Origin of the sequence: Hymenobacter metallicola (genome assembly GCF_004745645.1) — a bacterium.
GTDB lineage: Bacteria > Bacteroidota > Bacteroidia > Cytophagales > Hymenobacteraceae > Hymenobacter > Hymenobacter metallicola.
In genome coordinates this window covers 1-17,890 of record NZ_SRMB01000001.1, presented here as the reverse complement: position 1 = coordinate 17,890, position 17,890 = coordinate 1, and the positions used below count along the sequence as shown (strand labels likewise).

Genomic DNA, 17,890 nt, shown 5'->3' with positions numbered 1-17,890 from the left:
GGGATGAAAAAGCTACTCCTATTGGCCTCCGTGGCCCTCGTTGGTCTGAGCGCGTGCAACAAGACGAAATGCCCCGCTTACAGCAGCACCAAAGCCGCTAACCGCGTTTCGTCGACCATCACTGCTTCGGCCGCTACGCCTGCTGAGCGTCAGTAGTTTTCGGTAGCTTTTCAGCTACTTCCGGCTTTATACACGCCGGCTTTCTGCCCCGCAGGAAGCCGGCGTTTTGCGTTCTACTTATTGCCTGCCGGCTTTTGAACGAATGAGTACAATTTGAAGGTTACGGAATCGTTACCAGTTGGTAAATCATTTCCCACTTCATCCTTTCGCGTATCGCCCAATACCGAAGATTGTACTCAAGCATGAAAAAACTGTTGATTGTAGCTGTTGGATGCCTCTCTGTCTTCAGCTCCTGCCGCACCAAGTGTCCGGCTTACTCCTCTACCAAGCCGGCCACCCAGGTTGCGTCGCCCGTTATGGCCAGCGCTGCGCAAGAGCCGGTTCGCCAGTAGTTTGTTAGCTTGCTCTTTACCACAACAGCCAGCCTCTTTTGCAGGGGCTGGCTGTTGTGGTTTTATGGCTATTACGCCGTTACTGAGCTAGAATAATATCAGTGGCAGCGCGCAAATCGGGAGCGTACAGCGCGGGGCGGCTCTCTTCGCCCTCGCCTACCAGAATGCCCCGTACCCCAACCTTGGCCCCAGCGTGCAGGTCGCGGAGCCGGTCGCCGACCATCCAGCTTTGGGCGGGGTCGATCTGAAACCGGGCCAGGGCTTTTTCCAGCATCAGCGAATCGGGCTTGCGCATCAAGGACTCGCTTACGCTGGGGTGGCCGCTGGCGAAGTACAAGGCATCAATAGCGTTATTACAGGCCTGCTGCAGCTTCTGGTGGCAGGCCTGTACTTCGCGGGCAGTGTACAAGCCTTTGGCAATGCCGGCCTGGTTGGTCACCACAATCAGCCGGTAGCCGGCCGCTTTCAGGCGGGCCAGGCTTTCGGGTACGCCGTCGGCAATGACAAAATCGTCGAGGCGCCACACGTAGTGGCCAATTTCGTGGTTCAAGACCCCGTCCCGGTCCAGAAACACGGCCTTTTCGCGGCGGGGCGGCGTGGTTACGGCTGCATTCATACGCTCAAAGCTACGGATTTCGAAGGCGCGGGCCGTTACTGGATTCCTGGGGTTACCTTTGCTTGTTCTAACCCCAGTGTACCATGCGGATTGCAATTCTTGGTGGCGGTATTTCGGGCCTTACGCTCGCCTTTTACCTCCAGCGGGCCGGAATAAGCTACGACCTGTTTGAGGCCAGCCCGTTGCCGGGGGGCAACATCCGCTCCGAACACCACGACGGCTACCTGCTCGAAACCGGCCCCAATTCCTTGCAGCTCAGCGACGAGCTCCACGACCTGCTGCGGCACCTGAACCTGACCGACCAGATTCAGGAGACGGCCGCCGTAAGCGCCAACCGCTACGTGCTGCGGGCCGGCAAATACCAGAAACTACCCGGTTCGCCGCCTGGCCTGCTGCTAAGCGGCTTTTTCAGCCTGAAAGCCAAACTCAACATCCTGCGGGAGCTGAGCCGGCCAGCCCAGCCGCCCGTAGCCGAGGAAACCCTGGCCGCTTTTTTCCGCCGCCGCTTCGGCTCCGAAATCGTGGACTACGCGCTGAACCCGTTTATTTCCGGCATCTACGCCGGCGACCCGGAACAGCTGCTCGTGCACAAGACCTTTCCCAAAATGGTGGAACTGGAGCAAACCTACGGCTCGGTGCTCAAGGGCTTGGCCAAAAGCGGCACTCCCGGTACCCGTCGCCGCATTATTTCCCTGCGCGAAGGATTATCGACCTTGCCTAAAACTCTGGCAGCCCAGCTCACCAGCGCCTATTTCGGCACTACTGTCACGAGCCTGGCCCGCACTACCGACGGCAAGTACCAGCTCACGACCAGCGGCGAAACACCCGCTGCGGCGGCCTACGATGCCCTGGCACTGGCGCTGCCCGCCTACGCCGCGGCGCCCTTGCTCAAGCCCCTGTTTCCGGAGGCTGCCGCCGCGCTAGAAGCCGTGTACCACCCACCTATGACGGCCGTGTATACGGCCTACCAGCGCGCCGATGTGGGGCATCCGCTGGATGGGTTCGGGGCTTTGCATCCCAAGGTAGAATCCCCGTATGCGGCCGGCAGCATCTGGACCAGCTCCATCTATCCAAATCGGGTGCCCGACGGACACGTTTTGTTCACCACGTTTGTTGGAGGTACGCAGTACGAAGCGCAGGCGCGGCAACCGGCCGCCGAGCAGTTGCAGCAAGTCCACCTCGAACTGGCGCGCTTCTACGGTATTCGGGCGGTGCAACCCGTCTGGCAATACCGGTACTCTTGGGAGCGGGCCATTCCGCAGTTCGACCACCGAATTGTGGCGGCCCACACGGCCGCTGATGCCCTGGAAATAGCCGGCATTTACAGCACGGCCAACTGGCGCGCCGGGGTGGGCGTGCCCGACTGCATCCGGCACGCCCGGGCGCTGGCGGAAAAAATTGCGAAGGGCGCAAACTGAATCTTTATCTTTGGCCAATGAATACGGGGCTCGTCTTAATACCAACCTATAATGAGCGTGAAAACGCGGAGCTGATTATCCGCAAGGTGTTTTCGCTGCCCAAAGGGTTCGACGTGCTCATCATCGACGACGGCTCGCCCGATGGCACGGCCGACGTGGTGCGCGGCCTGCAACAGGAATTTCCCGACCAGCTTTTTTTAGAGGAGCGCAGCGGCAAGCTGGGCCTGGGCACGGCCTATATCCACGGCTTTCGGTGGGCTCTGCAGCGCAATTACCAGTACGTGTTTGAGATGGATGCCGACTTCTCGCACAACCCCGACGACTTGCTGCGCCTTCACGACGCCTGCGCCGTGGAGGGCTACGATATGGCCATTGGCTCGCGCTACATTCAGGGCGTAAACGTGGTGAACTGGCCCATGGACCGGGTGCTGATGTCGTGGTTTGCCTCGGCCTACGTGCGCATGGTCACGGGCATGCCCATTGCCGACGCCACGGCCGGCTTTAAGTGCTACACCGCCCGGGTGCTGCGCACGATTCCCCTGGACCGGATTCGCTTTGTGGGCTACGCCTTCCAGATTGAAATGAAGTGGCTGGCCTACAAGTATGGCTTCCGCATCAAGGAGGTGCCGATTATTTTCACGGACCGGACCCGCGGCACGTCCAAAATGACCAAGGGTATCTTCCAGGAAGCCTTGTTTGGGGTCGTGCAGATGAAGCTCAGCAGCCTGTTTCGCTCGTTTGAGCGGGTGAGCCCGGCCGCAACAGCGTCTGCCGTTTCAGCTCCGGCCGCAACCCCGGCCCGCGAATCCCGGTAAGTCCACTATACGCCGGCATCGTTGGCCGCGTATTTTGGTCTTATGGAAAACACTCCTGCGTTCTGGGTTGGCTTCAACGCCTTCGTGCTCGTGATGTTGATGCTGGATTTGCTGGTATTCAACCGCAAAGCCCACGTGGTCCGTATTCGGGAAGCCTTGAGCTGGAGCGCCTTCTGGATCGTGCTGTCGCTGTGCTTCAACTTCTTGGTGTACCGCACCATGGGCAAGCAGGCCGCCCTGGAGTTTCTGACCGGCTATCTGATTGAGAAGTCCCTGAGCGTCGACAATCTGTTTGTCTTTCTGCTCATCTTCACCTACTTCAAGGTGCCGCAGCAGTACCAGCACCGCATCCTGTTCTGGGGCGTTATCGGGGCGCTGGTGCTGCGGGCTATTTTCATTCTGGCGGGCGCCGCTCTACTGGCCAAGTTTCACGTGCTGGTGTACGTGCTGGGCGCCTTCCTGGTGTACACCGGCATTCGCATGGCCTTCAACTCCGGCGGCCCCGACATCAACCCCGACGACAACCCGGTGGTCAAGTTTCTGAGCCGCCACCTGCCCATCACCAGCAAAATGGAAGGCGGCAAGTTTTTCGTGCGCAAGGAGCGGCTGCTATTTGCTACGCCCCTGTTTGTGGTGCTGGTGATGGTGGAAACTACCGACGTGGTGTTTGCCGCCGACTCCATTCCGGCTATTCTGGCCGTTTCGCGCGATACATTCATCGTCTACACCTCCAACGTTTTTGCCCTGCTTGGTCTGCGCGCCCTGTATTTCGCCCTGGCCGGCCTGATGCAGCTGTTTCACTACCTGCACTACGGCCTCTCCCTTATTCTGATTTTTATTGGCGGCAAGCTGCTGATAGCCGAATTTTACGAGCTGCCCATGAGCTGGTCGTTGGGGGTAGTGGGCTTTCTGCTGCTGGGCTCAGTGGTGCTGTCTTTGCTGTTTCCCAAAAAGGATAGTCCGCTGATTCCGCCGGGTAGCTAGCCTGCTCAACGGCCCGCTAAGGGCCGCTTTACCCTTTAGCAAATCATCACGAAAAAGCCCCGCCGAATGTATCCGGCGGGGCTTTCTGTTGTGTGGTGCTACTGCTTTGGCGGTGTGGCCGGAGCCGGTGGGGGCGTGGCATTGGTGTTTACGCCGGCGTCGGGCGCTTCCCCGCCCAGCAGGTCGATCAGGTTCAAGGGCTCAAACTGGGTCGAGTCGGCTGCGAAGGTCACGCGGGTAGTATCGGGGCGCACGGCCCGGAAGATAGAGCCGTGGGCCCGGCCCGGGAAACTCAGGCTGTAGCTGACACTCTCCCGCTCATTTTCCGAAATCATGCCCTTACGCTCCATCAGATCCGCAATCAGGCGGTGAAAGTAGCGCGCACTGCTGCGCATCTCCCCGTACTGGTTGAAGGAGGCCTGGTAGCGTTTGGGTCGCGGGATGATGCTGGCCAGGTACAGGCTCTCCGACAGGTTCAGGTTGCTCGGCTGCTTGTCGAAGTAAAACCGGGAAGCCTCGTGCACCCCATAAATTTTCGGTCCCCACTCGATGATATTCAGGTAGACCTCAAACATGCGTTCCTTCGACACCAGACGGGTGTTTTCAATCAGCCACACAATCAGGGCCTCCTCAATCTTGCGGGTAACCGTCTTTTGCCGGGTCAGAAACACGTTCTTCACCAGCTGCATCGACAGGGTACTGCCGCCGCGGGCAAACCGTTTTTCCTTGATATTCTGAATGGCTGACTTCACGAAGGCCTTCTCCATAAACCCTTTGTGGGTCATGAAGCGGGGGTCTTCGGCCGTCTGGATGGCGCCCTTCAGATAATTGGACACCTCATTATAGGGCGTAAACTGCGGGTTGGACGGCCCCACGGTAAAGGTCTTAATCGAGTCGCCGTTGTCGTTGTAGGCCGTGTAGGCAAAGTCCTCGTTGAGCTTGTTTAGATTTTCGCGGCCGAAGCGGCTGATGCGGAAATTCTTAGGCGTCAGGCTGGAATTGAATTCCAGGCTGTCGAGCTGGTTCATGTCCAGGTTCAGATGCAGCCGGTAGGTGAGCGAGCCTTCACCCTGCATGCCTTCCAGGGTGTTGAACATCCCCTCGGGCAAGGCCTCAAAGAACGTGTTGGCGGCCGTTTCGGCCGATTCGACGTCGGCTTTCACCTGCAGGCCCGCCAGGGCTTCGCCGCGGCTACGCACGCCGTTGATCATTTTGCCAATCACCCGCTCGTTTACCGGCAGCTTCCGCACGCTCACCACCGGATAGAACTCCATGCGGTTGAGCGTTACCTTGGTGCCCTTTTCCAGGGCGGCAAAGGCCTGGCCCAGGCGGGCCACAAACTCGATGCCCCCGCGCGGGAAGCGCACGTCCCGGTCAGCCAGCTTAGGGTGGTTCACAATAAAGTTGGCGGCCGAAGCCGTTCCGCGCACGGTCAGCTCCTCGTCGTCCAGGTCTTTATCAGCCAGGCTCATACGCAGCGTATCGAACTGCACGCGGGCCCCGTAGCGACGCAGCACGTAGGGCAAGGTCACGGGCCGGCGGTTCAGGCCAAACACTTCGGCGTTCAGCGCGTAGTCGCCGGGCTCGATGTGGCCCTGCACACCCACGCGGTTTTCCACCGAGTCGACCACGGCCGTAAGCTGCCCGCTGATGTCGCCATCTTCAATGGCCAGGCGGGGCATGGTGATGCGGGCCCGGTGGCGGGGGCTGTCGTAGGTGACCAGAAAGTTGCGAAAGTCCGCTTCCTCCGGCATGTTGTCGAAGCTGGCTTCGAGCAGCTGGTTGGCCAGCAGGCCGTAGTTTACGCCCTTGGTCGTATCGCGCGGTACGGTGGGCTGCTTGCCTTTCTTTTTATAGAGAAACGAGTAGTTGTCGGTGCTGCCGCTCTTACGGGCCGTGAGTTGCGCATCACTGATTTCGAGGTTGCTAAACACGGGCCGGCCGGCAAACAAGGACCGCACGCTGAGCGACACGGTCATGCGGCGGGCCTGGAGCAGGGTATCGGCGGGCGTAGCCTTGGGCACCATGCTCATCCCGCTGATTCCGACGGTGTTGAGGTCGGTGAACTGAGCAGCCCCCAGGGTCAGGGTTACGGGGTATTTCCGCTCTACTTTGGCTTTTACCTGCTGCAGAGCATAATCCAGCAGCTCCTGCCGCTTAAATAGAAATACGCCCAGGCCTATGCCCAGCAGCACCACCAGGATGCCCAGACCAATACCTATTTTTTTCTTTGTAGCTGAAGTCACGCGCACGAGGAGAGGAAGATACAAGCGGCAGGCGGATGCCAGTTTCGTGCCGAACCTGCCGCCACTCGGATAACAAAGGTAGCGAAAAGCACCGCGCTTGCCGTAGCTGCGCCGCCTCATTCGCTACCTTTGGCCCACTTCTGGCCAACTTTCTTCTACGCATGACCGCTGCTGCCGACTACGCCGCCCTTTCTCCCCTCACTGCCGTTTCGCCGCTCGACGGCCGCTACCGCCGCCAAACCCTGCCGCTGGCGACCTACTTTTCCGAGCTGGCCCTGATTCGCTACCGGGTCCTGATTGAGGTCGAATACTTCATTGCTCTCTGCGAGTTGCCCCTGCCCCAGCTACAGGGCGTGGATACCACCTTGTTTGGCCCGCTGCGCAGTATCTACACCGCATTCAGCCTCGCCGACGCCGAGGCGGTGAAAGCCCACGAGAAGGTAACGAACCACGATGTGAAGGCCGTGGAGTACTTCCTGCGCGACAAATTTACGGCCCTGGGCCTGGGCCAGTATCTGGAGTTTATCCACTTCGGCCTGACGTCCCAGGATATCAACAACACAGCTATTCCGCTGAGTTTGCAGCATGCCTTGCTGCACACGCTGCTGCCCGCCTACGCCCAGGTGCGCAACCAGCTGGCTACCCGCGCCACCGACTGGCAGGCCATTCCAATGCTGGCCCGCACCCACGGCCAGCCCGCCTCGCCGACCCGCCTGGGCAAGGAAATTCAAGTGTTCGTAGCCCGGCTCGACGCCCAGGTGGAGCTGCTGGCCCAGGTGCCGTTCGGGGCCAAGTTTGGGGGCGCCACCGGCAACTTTAATGCCCATCAGGTTGCGTACCCCCAGGTCGATTGGCGGCAATTTGCCGACGTGTTCGTCAACAACCGCCTGGGCCTGCACCGCAGTCAGCCCACCACCCAGATTGAGCACTACGACCACCTGGCCGCCACCTGCGACGGGCTCAAGCGCCTCAACAACATCCTCATCGACCTGGCCCGGGACGTGTGGCAGTACATTTCGATGGGCTACTTCCGCCAGACCATCAAGGCCGGGGAAGTGGGTTCGTCGGCCATGCCCCACAAGGTAAACCCCATCGACTTCGAAAACGCCGAAGGAAACCTGGGCGTGGCCAATGCCGTGCTGGAGCACCTGGCGGCCAAGCTGCCCATCAGCCGCCTGCAGCGCGACCTGACCGACTCGACCGTGCTGCGCAACCTGGGTGTGCCGCTGGGCCACATCCTGATTGCCCTGGCCTCTTTGCAGCGCGGCCTCGACAAGCTGGCCCTCGACGAAGAAGCCCTGCGCCGCGACTTGGACGCTAACTGGGCCGTGGTAGCCGAAGCTATTCAGACCGTGCTGCGCCGCGAAAATTACCCCGACCCCTACAACGCGCTGAAGGCCCTGACCCGTACCGGCGAGGCCATTTCGCAGACCAGCATCCAGGCCTTCATCGACACGCTGACGGTGCAGGAGAGCGTGAAGCAGGAGCTACGGGCCATTACGCCCCACTCCTACGTGGGCATTTAAGCCCTGAATCAGCCCGGGTAGTCCGCAGAACTGGCTACCCGGGCTGATAAATACCTACATCTGGGTATTGCAGCTGGGTTCGGTGGAGGGGACCTTTGAGGTTACACCTTAACCTCTAACCTCATTTGCCCGTGCGACACATTTATCTCACTGTTGCCTTTGCTATAACCCTAGGCTTGCCCGCTGCCCATGCCCAAACGCCAACCTGGACAGCCGCCGTGCAGCCTGCCAATCCTACCCCGACCGACGACACCGGAGCCCTGGGCCGCAGCCTAACGACCGATGCCGCTGGTAATCAGTACCTAGCTGGCGTATTGCAGAACGGTGGCGGCAGCGGTGCTCCCGCTACCCGCGTGTTTGGCAGCACCAGCCTGACGGGTGGAGGGGGCTTTGCCAGTGGTTTCGTAGCCAAACTCTCGCTCTCCCAGCAGTGGCTGTGGGCGGTGAAAGCCACCGGCAACGGTGAGGCCCTGGGCTTCGAGCACGTAGTCGTCAATCCGGCCGGTGACACCTACGCCATCGGTGCCGTCAATGACGACGGATCAATTTCACCCAACGGGGGCACGGTGGTTACGGTGGGCTCCTATACGTACACGACCACCAAAGCCGAGGCCAACTTCATTACCCGTCTTAACGCCAATGGGCAGCCCCAGGCGCTAATCGGACTATCCGGCACCCGCATCCTGGCGGCGGGCTGGGACGCCACAGCAGGCAACCTGGTGGTAGCGGGCGAATACACCGGTACCGTAACCCTGGGTAGCACGACGTTGCCCGCAGCCCCTAGTTCGGGCTTGTTTGTCGCCCGCCTGAATGCTGCCGGCCAATGGGTAAGTGCCGTGGGCGCTACCACCACCGGCACGGCCAGCAGCAGCCGCTTTGTTGTGAGCCAGACCGCCGTGGGCCCACAGGGCCAGGTAGCCGTAGCCTTCCGCATCCGGAACGGCTCCGTGACGCTGGGCAGCACCACCGTCAACTCGACCAGTGCCACCCAGGCTACTCACGTAATTGCGCAGCTCAGCGCTACCAACCAGTGGACGGCAGCTACCCAGGTTGCAGCTCCGGGCACCAGCTCAGTGGCCTACATTACCAACGAACTGCAATACGACCGGACGGGCAATGTGTGGCTGGCCGGAGAAGGAGGAGGCCCCGGCCTGCAACTAGGCAGCAGCACGGTGAACGAGGACGAATTTGTAGCCCGCCTCTCGCCTGCCGGCCAGTGGGGAGCCGTCGGCACTATCGGGCACAGCGGCAGCCCCAGCGCAACGAATACGTATGGCCTAGCCGTCGACGCACAAGGCAACGCCGTTCTTGTCGGGGAGCTACCGAACGTCATCACCTACACCTTTGGCACGCGCACCCTGGCCAACCCCACTGCGGGCCGGAATTTCGTGGCCCGTTTTAATCCCACGACCCAGAGCTGGGACTATGCTCAGCTCGCGCCGGCTATCAGCACAGACGGCCAATTCTATTTCGAGGCCATTACTCTGGATGCCGTTGGAAACATGTTTGCTACCGGCACCTTCCGTGGGAACATCAGCTTTGGCGCTACCACTCTGGCCTATCCAGCATCGTTTGGGGGCAATGCCTTCGTGGCCAAACTCAGCAATGCCGGTCTGCCCCTGGGTGTGCGGCCGACGGCTGGGGTAGCCCCGCTGGCCCTGTACCCAAACCCTGCCGCAGCAGGCACCCCAGCTACGCTGCGCCTGCCGGTGGCGGCCCCTGCCGGGCTGCCCGTAACCTTGCGCGACGCCCTGGGCCGGGCCGTGCGGACCAGCACCATCCCCGTCGGCAAGCTGGAAGCCACTGTGGCTACGGCAGGCTTGGCTCCGGGCCTCTACCTGCTCGAAGCCGGCGCACAGCGCGCCCAGCTAGTGGTTGAGTAAATCTGCTCCAGCAAGCTTAGCTTACTGACATAAGCCCCGGTTCACCTTCGGGTGGGCCGGGGCTTTTCGGTGCTCCTAAGTAGGGAAAGACCCAGCTTTGCAGACAAGGAAGTAGCTGCTATTCAGAAACGGGGAAGTGACTTAACGAGAATTAGTACCGGTTGGTCGGGTAGAGCCGACTGCCAGCGGGGAATTGACCGAATAGGCCTTATACTATATTAATAAAAATCTATTTTTATCTAGAATTACCCTACTCTGCTCCACTCTCCACCTATGCAGCCCAACTCGTACACGCTGATTGCGGCTAAAATTGCCGAGGTTGCGGCCACCGCCGACTACTATCCTGGCATCGTTATAATTCATAACATCCGGAATCAGTGCGTAGAGTACATGTCGCGCCCGGGCCTGCAGGTGCTGGGCACCACCTTGGCCGAGATAATTGCTCTGGGACCGGAGTACCACACCCGCTTTTTCAACCAGCAGGAATCGGCCGAGTATGTGCCCAAGATTATGGCGCTGCTCGCACAAAACGACCTGAATCAAATCGTGACCTTTTTTCAGCAGGTGCGCATACTCCAAAGCCCCGACTGGAGCTGGTACCTGAGTTCAATCCGGATTCTGTTGCGCGGCGACGACGGCCTGCCGCTGCTGGGTCTGTGCTTTGCCTGCCCCATCGACCCCACCAGCTCGGTTTCGATTAAGGCAACCCGGCTGCTGGAGGAAAACAATTTTCTGCGCCGCAACCACGGCAAGTTTGGCCAACTCACCAAGCGCGAGTGCGAAGTGCTACGGCATCTGGCCCTGGGCCGCAGCGCGCCAGAAATTTCTCAATCCCTGTTTATTTCGGTGCAAACCGCTGAAACCCACCGCCGCAATATCAAGCAAAAGCTCCACCTGGAATCAGGCTATGATTTGGTGCAGTACGCTCAGGCCTTCGATCTTATCTAGGTCGCTTCGCCTGGCTACTGCCGGTAAACCACCCGGCCGGTCAAACTGGAATAGCGGGTAGTTACCCCCGAATAGGCCGATCAGGAGCCCTGGCTTGCCTACGCGCGTGCTTTATCCCCTAAAGCCTGCTAATTTTAGCGGCTAATCTGCCCCTGAATTTCTCATGCCCGACCTCAACGGCATCCTCGTTCATCCCGACTGCCGCCATTTCCGCGGTGATATTCCTTGCCGCCCCAATAAAGAGCACGGCTACCAGTGCGCCGGCTGCCCCGAGTATGCCCCGGTCCAGCAGCGCATCCTTATTATCAAGCTTGGGGCTATCGGCGACGTTATCCGGACTACTCCCCTGCTGCGGCGGCTGCGTCAGGAGTATCCGCAGGCCAAAATCACCTGGCTTACGCACACGCCGGCTATTCTGCCGGCCGGTGCCATTGATGAGATTCTGAAGCTGGAGCTGACCAGTGTGCTGCACCTGCAGGCCCGGGAGTTTGACCTTTTGCTGAACCTGGACAAAGACAAGGAAGCCTGTGCCCTGCACGACACGATTCGGGCCAAGCAAAAGTTTGGCTATACGCTGCTGCCCAATGGCGTGGCCTGGCCCAGCAACGAACTAGCCAACCATAAGTTTTTGACCGGCGTGTTCGACGAGCTCAGCCAGCGCAACCAGAAGCCCTACGTCCAGGAAATCTTCGAGCTCTGTGGCTTCGAATTTCAGCACGAAGAGTACGTGTTCGATACCCACCAGGATAAGGGCTACGACTGGAGCGCTCTACCCGTTGGCAAGCCCCGCATCGGCCTGAATACCGGCTGCGGCGACCGGTGGACGACCCGCCTGTGGTCGGATGACAAATGGCTGAGCCTGATCGGGCAGCTGCAGCAGGCCGGCTACGCCCCGGTGCTGCTGGGCGGCACGGCCGAGGATGAGCGCAACCGACGTTTGCAGGCCGCCACCGGTGCTACGTATCTGGGTACTTTCCCGCTGGAGCAATTTATCAACCTGATGTACCAGATGGACGGCATCGTGACCCAAGTGACGATGGCCATGCATATCAGCATTGCCCTGCAAAAGCCGACGGTGCTGATGAACAACATTTTCAACCCCTACGAATTCGACCTCTACGGTCGGGGCCAGCTCGTGCAGCCCGACCGGCAGTGCGTGTGCTTTTACCGGGGCACCTGCAAGCTGGGCACCAGTTGTATGGAAGAGCTGCCGGCCGATAAGGTATTCGCGGCCGTGCAGGCCAGCGTGGCAGTGTAATATCACCTGACTAATAGAACAGCCTGCTATTGCGCTACCGCCTTCAGGGCGGCCACCATCTCACTCCACGAAAACTCCTTTTTCTTGGCCCACACGCCCGCCGCCAGCTCCGACTCACGCTGGTGCTCATAAAAATCAACCAAGGCATCGGCTATGGCTTTGGGCGTGGGCTTCACCACGTAGCCCACTTCCCCGTCGGGAATCAGTTCGGCCAGGCCGCCCACGTCGGTGACCAGCATGGGCCGCTCGAAGTGGTAGGCAATCTGGGATACGCCGCTCTGCGTGGCGTTTTTATAGGGCTGCACTACCATATCGGCCGCGCAGAAGTAGTCGGCTACTTTCTCGTTGGGGATGAAGTCGGTGGCCCGTATTAAGCGGCTTTCCAGGTCGTACTGCTTGATTAAGGCTTCGTAGGGCGCGGCATCCTCGTAGTACTCCCCGGCTACAATAAGCTTCACGGGCAGCTGGCGCAGGCGCGGGTCGGCAAAGGCTTCGAGCAGAATATCCAGCCCCTTATAGGCCCGGATAAAGCCAAAAAACAACAGATAGTCGTACTGTGGGTCGAGCTGTAGGGCCTGCAGGGCGGCCGGTTTGGCTTTAAGCGCCCCAAAATTATCGTACAGCGGATGGGGCTGGTAGTGGGCGGGTTGCTTGAAGTGCAGGCGGCGCAAGTCGGCTAGTACGGAGCGCGACATCGTCACGAAACCATGGCACGCGGAAAGAAAGTAACGCGTCAGGGGCCGGTCACCGGGCCGCTTTTCGTGGGGAATAACGTTGTCGGTAATGGCCACGACGCGCGTGTGGCGGTTGCGTCGGACCAGCCGGGCGATGGTGCCCAGCGCGGGGCCCATGAATGGCAGCCAGAAACGAAAAATAACTAAATCCGGCTTTTCCCGCCGCAGCTTCTCCCCCACTGCCCACCACGAGAGCGGGTTCACGGAGTTGATACTGACCTCAATGTTCAGGTCGGTGGGGCCGGGCTCGGTGCTAAACTGCGTCTGTCCGGGAAATAGAAAATCGGGGTATTGTAGGCTAAAGGTCACAATCCGCACCTCGTCGCCGGCTTCGCGGAAGGCCCGGGCCAGCCGCTCATTGTACGTAGCAAGGCCGCCGCGCAGCGGGTAAGCCGGACCGATAATGACGACGCGTGCCACGAGGAGTTAGTCTGGTAAGTTGATTTTGTCCCGAATCAGATAGTCGTTGCGCCGCGGACCGTTGAGCTGCACCATTTCGGCCAGAAAACCGGCTAAGAACAGTTGCATACCCACAATAACGGCTACCAACGCCAGAAAAAACAGTGGCTGGTCGGTTACGTCGCGGGCCCGGAGGTTGTAGTGCGCCAGATATACCTTTTCAACTACCAGCCACAGCGTTATCAGCATACCCACCAGAAACGAAACCGAGCCCAGGGTACCAAAAAAGTGCATGGGCCGCCGCCGGAACCGGCTGACGAAGGTGATGGACATCAGATCCAGGAAGCCGTAGACGAAGCGTTCCAGCCCAAACTTTGTTACACCGTACTTACGTTCCTGGTGCTGCACGGCCTTTTCACCAATGCGCCCGAAGCCGTTCCACTTGGCAATAACCGGAATATAGCGGTGCATCTCGCCGTACACCTCAATGCCTTTGACCACGCGCTGGTCGTAGGCTTTCAGGCCGCAGTTGAAATCGTGCAGGCTAATGCCCGAAATCCAGCGCGTGGCGCCGTTAAAGAGTTTGGTGGGGATGGTCTTACTCAGTGGGTCGAAGCGCTTCTTCTTCCAGCCGCTTACCAAGTCATAGCGCTCCTCTACAATCATGCGGTAGAGCTCGGGCAACTCTTCGGGGGAATCCTGCAGGTCGGCATCCATCGTGCACACCACCCGGCCGGTCGTTTCGCGAAAGCCCGTATTCAGGGCCGCCGATTTCCCATAATTCCGGTTGAAGCGAATCCCCCGCAGGTGGGTATCCGTTTGGGCCAGTTCCTCAATCACCTCCCACGATGCATCCGTTGAGCCATCATCCACCAGGATTACCTCATAGGTTAACCCATGCTGGCTGAGCACCCGGTTGATCCAGCGCGTCAGCTCCGGCAATGATTCCGCCTCATTGAGCAGGGGGATGACAATGGATAGCTCAACGGGAAAATGAGACGTCAAACGCTTACTCAAACTCAGGGCGGTTATGCTTGGTGAAAGCAGAGGTAATCAGGGAAATAATCAGGCCCCAGAAGAGCATCGACAGCAAGACCGTACCAATTACAATCGGGCCGCTCATCATCTTGGTCATCCAGCCCACAGTCGTTTCGATCTGCTCGGCACTGCGCCCTTGGGTTTCCATTTGGGTGCGCATTGCTTCGATAATAGTGCTCATATACTCCGGGTCAATATACTCGGCATAGATATAGGAGAAGAGGCCCGTAACCAGTCCGGCGACCAGAGCTGTTAACAACCCCAGGCCTAAGCCCTGGCCAAAGGAAAGGAACCCTTGGTTTTGAGCTTTATAGTCCCGATGAGCCAAGATAATTCCAACAATCAGCACCACGTAGATGATGTTGTTAATCGGACTGTTGGGGTCCGTTATAAGCAACCGGATAATAAAGGAGGCTAGGCAGATGATGAGCCCGACCAGAAGGCCATAGCGCAAGCCAATGCTAGTAGCGGAAGGAGCAGCAGAGTTTTCCATAAGCTGAAAAGGGTGAGTGTAGAGAGCAACAGCGGCAGCTATTTGCGCAGAAAGATTCCGCCGGGCAAACTTAGCAGCAAACCGAAAAGCAGTTTCTTCATAAAATCATCTGTTGCTAAACCTTTGGCCGTAATGCTCTGCAGCCCTTGGATGGTACGCTCGTACTGCTCTTTACCACCCGGCTGCCGCAAGTAGTCGGCGCGGGAGCCCTCCGCAATTTTGAGCATCTCGGCTTTACTTTTCGCAATCTGCTCGGGACCGGCTAGCTGAGCCACCCCGTATACGCCCATAGCCGACACTGTCGCGGCTATTACGGCTGTCAGTATCCCCGTCCCTATGGCTCTTTTGAGTCCGGGACCCTCAGGCTGCAGTTGCTTTCTCAAGAACCACTGCGCGGCGAGTACCGCTATTGGGGGCAAAAAAATGACCATCAGGCGCTTCGGCCCGAAGGGGTCGTTCCCGGTTAAGAGTAGGCCAACCAGCCAAAGCGTACAGATTACACCAGCCCCTACGCCAAAGCGCAGGGCCATTCGCAACACAGAATTCGTAGGGGAAACTTCAGTTGGCACAGATTAACGGCAAGTGAGGTGGCAAGATAGATACTTTGCCCTAACTCTGCATTTAGGCCGCCATTGCCGGTACCGGAGCAGGCTTGCCTTTGCCAGCAAAGCGGAGCAATAGTACCTCGGTCAGCAAACAGGCCAGCGCCATTAGCAGGCAGTAGCGCCATAAGGGCGTCCCAACCCGCTGGGCTTTATAATGAGCGGCTACCGAACGGTCGGCCCCGTGTTCGTACACTTGAATGGTAGGATGATTTGACCCAATAAGCTGCCGGAGTTCCGCTGCGGAATAATAAGCCAGCTCTGATTCTGCTTTGTCAATATTCAAGGCTAGCGTGGTCAGGATCTTGCCATTATAAATTACCTCATAGAACCCCGGAACCTGCACTGCAGCGGGAATAGTCAGGCGCAACGTCCCGGACTCCCACCGCTGAGCCGGAATAGCCGTCAGGCTATCTTTACGCAAGCTCACTACCGGTTCATCTCCTTGAACCTTTACCTCCGACGCCAGCCGCAAAGCTATATTAGTCTGATTTAGTCGGTACGCCACCCGCTGCTCCGTCTGATAGCTTAGCATGGCCAAACGATACATTACCGGCACAAACAAGGCATGCTGGGTGAAGTCGGAATACGCATTTTGGAAGGGAGCCGCAAACAGATACACTTTCCCTTTGCCACTAGAGAAAGAACCTAAGTATCCATCACCGTTGCGCATCTTCAGAATATCGGCTCCCGAACGTGACCAGCGCAGCACGGGCGCTACTTTGGGCATTACAGCCCGCTGATTAGAGGAGGTAAAGACATCTTGGAAGAAGGGGTTTTGCAGGTCAGGTGCGGCTACGTCCTGCAGAGCAGGTGCGGCTGACGCAACATTTTCCCATTGAACACCCGCAATTCCCAAGTCCCGAAAAAAACCACTGTAGTCCTGCTGGACTTTTGCAACGCCCGCGGGTGGTATAATCACCAGTGTGGCGCCCTGTCCCACAGCCCGCCGCAAATTTTCCCGCATTGCATTATCGAGCCGCGTTACCTCTTCTAGCACAATAAGATTGGCAGTATTGAGCTGACTATAGTTCAGTTGCTGCGCAGAAGAATTTGTATACGCGAACATCTCTTCATTATTATACACACGTCCCACCGCGGCAGCTTGCTGAGAGGATATGTCCAGAATGCGTATCTGTGGGGAGGCCTGCAGTGTAAAGTAATAGGTATTGTCAAAAACGACGGGGAAATCCTCCACCTCAACCCGGCACTGTTGAACCGCCGGTCCATCTAATCTGAGGCGCACACTAGACACAACACTTTCATGAGCTTTTACCGTTGCCTGATAAGCAGCAACCTGCTGAGCCCCAACAAAGACTTTTACCTGACAGTTAGCAGCATCGGCTACACCACCATTCCGCAAACGTACCCGCAGATTTATATCAGCACCCGGGCGCACGAAAGCATCATCGAGAAGCACACTATCAATAAACACGTTAGCAGTCTGCTTCCCCGTTAGCGGAACGAGGTACACCGGGTTAATAGTATCCGCTAGCAAAGCCTGAGGAGCAAAACTACCCTTTTGAAAGTCGGAAAAGACGAAAGTTTGTGAGGAACCCTGGCTACTCGTAGCACCACGCTCCAAGGAGCTTTTTAAGCTGCGAGCTTGACCAGAAATTGTAAGCTGCTGGACTGCATTTTGAAAAGCAGAGGCTGTTAAAACGGTGCCAGATGTAGCCGGTAATAGATAACGCGCAGACGCTGGATACACACGAGGAAGCTCTTGCGCCTCTTCTACCGCCTCATCCAACAATGCTCCTCCCTTTTCGCCCTCCACTATCATGCTAGGGGAAGTATCAACTACAGCTGCTACTGTGGCTACTGTGGTGCTTTGCTGTTCAGGCGCGGGAATAAAAGGTTGACAAAAAAGCAGAACCAGAAATACTAAAAACCCGATTCGAGCAAATAATATAAGGAGGTGTCTAATCTGGCGTTGGCGCGCGGTAACCAGCTTTATTTCCCGAATGAACCCAACGTTCGTAAACAACAAGCGCTGAGGTTTTCGTAATTCAAAGAAATGAATTATAACCGGTATGGCTATCGAGAGCAGTCCAAGCAGAAACCAGGGATAAGTCAGGGTCATCAAAAGCTAAATAAGTCTGTCTGTGAAGGTAGTAACAATGAAAGACACCTCACTTATTCAAAATAGGCATCGTTTTCTACTCCATTCCAACATATTTAGCTCGACTATCAAATTATGCTGCCTAATTGAAGATTCATACAAATTCGTCTTTCTACAGGAGCCCGGCACGGACCCACGCCCGCGTCCGGCCGTCGGGGCACCCGGGTGCGGGGGGCTGGAAACGACGACGCCCCCTCGCAGCACAAGGTCGCGAGGGGGCGTGGTAGAAAAAGGTTGGCGGCGACCGACTCTCCCACCGGTGAAGGTAGTACCATAGGCGCTACGGGGCTTAACTG

General features: G+C 58.2%; 15 protein-coding genes. 8 read left to right on the top strand and 7 right to left on the bottom strand.

What is annotated here, in order from left to right:
* Positions 1–3 precede the first annotated feature (3 nt).
* Positions 4–156 carry a hypothetical protein gene (locus E5K02_RS25390; protein WP_167856214.1) on the top strand — a complete coding sequence of 51 codons (153 nt, stop codon included), beginning with the start codon at positions 4–6 and terminating at the stop codon, positions 154–156.
* Between the two features lie 435 nt (positions 157–591).
* Here E5K02_RS25390 and E5K02_RS00070 read toward each other — a convergent pair whose 3' ends face one another.
* A complete protein-coding gene (locus E5K02_RS00070) occupies positions 592–1,128 on the bottom strand; it encodes a D-glycero-alpha-D-manno-heptose-1,7-bisphosphate 7-phosphatase (protein ID WP_135391271.1) in 537 nt (178 codons plus the stop codon).
* 83 nt (positions 1,129–1,211) lie between these two features.
* Here E5K02_RS00070 and hemG point away from each other — a divergent pair, with 83 nt between their 5' ends.
* The 3 genes from hemG to E5K02_RS00055 are packed head-to-tail and all read left to right on the top strand — an operon-like array spanning position 1,212 to position 4,345.
* Positions 1,212–2,546, top strand: coding sequence for a protoporphyrinogen oxidase (gene hemG / locus E5K02_RS00065; protein WP_135391270.1), 1,335 nt, complete (start codon positions 1,212–1,214; stop codon positions 2,544–2,546).
* Positions 2,547–2,563: 17 nt separating this feature from the next.
* Positions 2,564–3,361: a polyprenol monophosphomannose synthase gene (locus E5K02_RS00060; RefSeq protein ID WP_135391269.1), complete on the top strand. Its 798-nt coding sequence runs from the start codon at positions 2,564–2,566 to the stop codon at positions 3,359–3,361.
* A gap of 42 nt (positions 3,362–3,403) precedes the next feature.
* Complete coding sequence (locus tag E5K02_RS00055; RefSeq protein ID WP_135391268.1) at positions 3,404–4,345, top strand: TerC family protein; 942 nt, start codon at positions 3,404–3,406, stop codon at positions 4,343–4,345.
* Between the two features lie 98 nt (positions 4,346–4,443).
* Here the strand turns inward: E5K02_RS00055 and E5K02_RS00050 are convergent, their stop codons facing one another.
* Positions 4,444–6,615: a transglycosylase domain-containing protein gene (locus E5K02_RS00050; protein WP_167856213.1), complete on the bottom strand. Its 2,172-nt coding sequence runs from the start codon at positions 6,613–6,615 to the stop codon at positions 4,444–4,446.
* A 137-nt stretch (positions 6,616–6,752) separates the two neighbouring features.
* Between E5K02_RS00050 and purB the strand changes: the two genes are divergently transcribed.
* The 4 genes from purB to E5K02_RS00030 all read left to right on the top strand — a co-directional run bounded on the left by purB (position 6,753) and on the right by E5K02_RS00030 (position 12,206).
* Positions 6,753–8,117 (top strand): adenylosuccinate lyase, encoded by a 1,365-nt coding sequence (gene purB, locus E5K02_RS00045; RefSeq protein ID WP_135391266.1) that lies wholly within the window; start codon positions 6,753–6,755, stop codon positions 8,115–8,117.
* 176 nt (positions 8,118–8,293) lie between these two features.
* Positions 8,294–10,000: a T9SS type A sorting domain-containing protein gene (locus E5K02_RS00040; protein ID WP_135391265.1), complete on the top strand. Its 1,707-nt coding sequence runs from the start codon at positions 8,294–8,296 to the stop codon at positions 9,998–10,000.
* Between the two features lie 273 nt (positions 10,001–10,273).
* A complete protein-coding gene (locus E5K02_RS00035; RefSeq protein WP_135391264.1) occupies positions 10,274–10,948 on the top strand; it encodes a helix-turn-helix domain-containing protein in 675 nt (224 codons plus the stop codon).
* A 163-nt stretch (positions 10,949–11,111) separates the two neighbouring features.
* On the top strand, positions 11,112–12,206 hold the full coding sequence (locus E5K02_RS00030; protein ID WP_135391263.1) for a glycosyltransferase family 9 protein: 1,095 nt from the start codon (positions 11,112–11,114) through the stop codon (positions 12,204–12,206).
* A gap of 26 nt (positions 12,207–12,232) precedes the next feature.
* On the opposite strand, the gene E5K02_RS00025 is transcribed toward E5K02_RS00030, so the two are convergent.
* From E5K02_RS00025 to E5K02_RS00005, 5 genes are all read right to left on the bottom strand, one after another.
* Complete coding sequence (locus tag E5K02_RS00025; protein WP_135391262.1) at positions 12,233–13,360, bottom strand: glycosyltransferase; 1,128 nt, start codon at positions 13,358–13,360, stop codon at positions 12,233–12,235.
* A gap of 6 nt (positions 13,361–13,366) precedes the next feature.
* The gene (locus E5K02_RS00020; RefSeq protein WP_135391261.1) at positions 13,367–14,356 is read right to left on the bottom strand and encodes a glycosyltransferase family 2 protein; all 990 of its coding nucleotides are present in this window, start codon (positions 14,354–14,356) and stop codon (positions 13,367–13,369) included.
* On the bottom strand, positions 14,349–14,870 hold the full coding sequence (locus E5K02_RS00015) for a DUF4199 domain-containing protein (RefSeq protein ID WP_135391260.1): 522 nt from the start codon (positions 14,868–14,870) through the stop codon (positions 14,349–14,351). The genes E5K02_RS00020 and E5K02_RS00015 overlap by 8 nt, the downstream gene beginning before the upstream one ends.
* A gap of 38 nt (positions 14,871–14,908) precedes the next feature.
* Complete coding sequence (locus E5K02_RS00010) at positions 14,909–15,400, bottom strand: DUF4199 domain-containing protein (protein WP_135391259.1); 492 nt, start codon at positions 15,398–15,400, stop codon at positions 14,909–14,911.
* A 91-nt stretch (positions 15,401–15,491) separates the two neighbouring features.
* Positions 15,492–17,555, bottom strand: a complete 2,064-nt coding sequence (locus tag E5K02_RS00005; RefSeq protein ID WP_167856212.1) for a BatA domain-containing protein — start codon at positions 17,553–17,555, stop codon at positions 15,492–15,494.
* Between the last annotated feature and the right edge of the window lie 335 nt (positions 17,556–17,890).

Coding starts and splice junctions, on each gene's coding strand:
- E5K02_RS00070 (WP_135391271.1), bottom strand. CDS start 1,128: ATGAATGCAGCCGTAACCACGCCGCCCCGCCGCGAAAAGGCCGTGTTT.
- E5K02_RS00005 (WP_167856212.1), bottom strand. CDS start 17,555: ATGACCCTGACTTATCCCTGGTTTCTGCTTGGACTGCTCTCGATAGCC.
- purB (WP_135391266.1), top strand. CDS start 6,753: ATGACCGCTGCTGCCGACTACGCCGCCCTTTCTCCCCTCACTGCCGTT.
- E5K02_RS00055 (WP_135391268.1), top strand. CDS start 3,404: ATGGAAAACACTCCTGCGTTCTGGGTTGGCTTCAACGCCTTCGTGCTC.
- E5K02_RS00030 (WP_135391263.1), top strand. CDS start 11,112: ATGCCCGACCTCAACGGCATCCTCGTTCATCCCGACTGCCGCCATTTC.
- E5K02_RS00015 (WP_135391260.1), bottom strand. CDS start 14,870: ATGGAAAACTCTGCTGCTCCTTCCGCTACTAGCATTGGCTTGCGCTAT.
- E5K02_RS25390 (WP_167856214.1), top strand. CDS start 4: ATGAAAAAGCTACTCCTATTGGCCTCCGTGGCCCTCGTTGGTCTGAGC.
- E5K02_RS00060 (WP_135391269.1), top strand. CDS start 2,564: ATGAATACGGGGCTCGTCTTAATACCAACCTATAATGAGCGTGAAAAC.
- E5K02_RS00010 (WP_135391259.1), bottom strand. CDS start 15,400: ATGGCCCTGCGCTTTGGCGTAGGGGCTGGTGTAATCTGTACGCTTTGG.
- hemG (WP_135391270.1), top strand. CDS start 1,212: ATGCGGATTGCAATTCTTGGTGGCGGTATTTCGGGCCTTACGCTCGCC.
- E5K02_RS00035 (WP_135391264.1), top strand. CDS start 10,274: ATGCAGCCCAACTCGTACACGCTGATTGCGGCTAAAATTGCCGAGGTT.